This window comes from Pseudonocardia sp. SID8383 (assembly GCF_009864975.1).
Lineage (GTDB): Bacteria > Actinomycetota > Actinomycetes > Mycobacteriales > Pseudonocardiaceae > Pseudonocardia > Pseudonocardia alni.
Genome location: NZ_WWFY01000356.1, coordinates 1 through 999, shown reverse-complemented (window position 1 = coordinate 999; position 999 = coordinate 1). Strand labels below are relative to the sequence as shown.

Sequence of the window (999 nt, the reverse complement as noted above, 5' to 3'; positions counted from 1 at the left end):
CGCGTCGTGGCCGATGACCAGTACCCGCCCGGCCGGCGGGCCCGCGGCGGGCTCGGGGACCGGTGCCCAGTCGACCCGGTAGCGCAGGTCGTTGGCCCGGGTGCGGGCGCGGGACCCGGCGCGCCATGCGGACAGCGCGGGCAGCACGGTGTCGAGTGCGCCGCCGGGCACGCCGAGCGCGTCGGCGAACGCCGCCGGGTCCTGCCCGTCGACCAGTGCCCAGAACGCGGCGTCGTCGGCGGCGCCCGACGGGTCCGCCTTCGGCTCGGGCCAGTAGCTGCGGCGCCGGAACGCGTAGGTCGGCAGTTCGACGTCTGTGCCGCCGGTGTCGGGCAGGGTGGTGGTCCAGTCGACGGTGGCGCCGTGCACATAGGCCTCGGCCAGCGAGGTCAGCACCCGGGCGGGGCCGCCCTCGTCGCGGCGCAGCGTGCCCAGCACGACCGCGGCGGCGGTGCCGTCGGGGTCGGCCGCCTCCTGGGTCTCCTGGACCGGTCCGGCGAGCACCGGGTGCGGGCTGACCTCCACGAAGATCCGGTGCCCGGCCGCGAGGAGCGCCTCGGTGGCGTCCTGCATCCGGACGGTGGTGCGGAGGTTGGTGTACCAGTAGGTGCCGTCGAGGCCACCGTCCTCGGCGGTGTCGAGGCGCCCGCCGGTGACGGTGGAGTAGAACGGCACCGTCGGGGTGCGCGGAGTGATGCCGGCGAGGACCTCGGCGAGCTCGTCGCGCACGGCCTCGACGTGCGGGCCGTGCGAGGCGTAGTCCACCGAGACCCGCCGGGCCCGCACCCCGGCGGACTCGCAGGCGGGCAGCAGCGCGTCGAGCGCGTCCGCGTCGCCGGAGACGACGACCGACGACGGCCCGTTGACCGCGGCGACCGACAGCGCGCCGCCCCAGGGCACGATGAGCTCGGTGACCCGGCCGACGGGCGCCGCGACCGAGACCATCCCGCCGTGCCCGGACAGCCGGGGCAGCGCGCGGCTGCGCAGCGCCACCACCCG

At 77.5% G+C, this 999-nt stretch carries 1 protein-coding gene; it reads right to left on the bottom strand.

Features of this window, described 5'->3' with window-relative positions:
- The coding region (locus GTW08_RS08660) for an acyltransferase domain-containing protein (protein ID WP_161151744.1) at window positions 1-999 on the bottom strand (999 nt) is incomplete at both ends.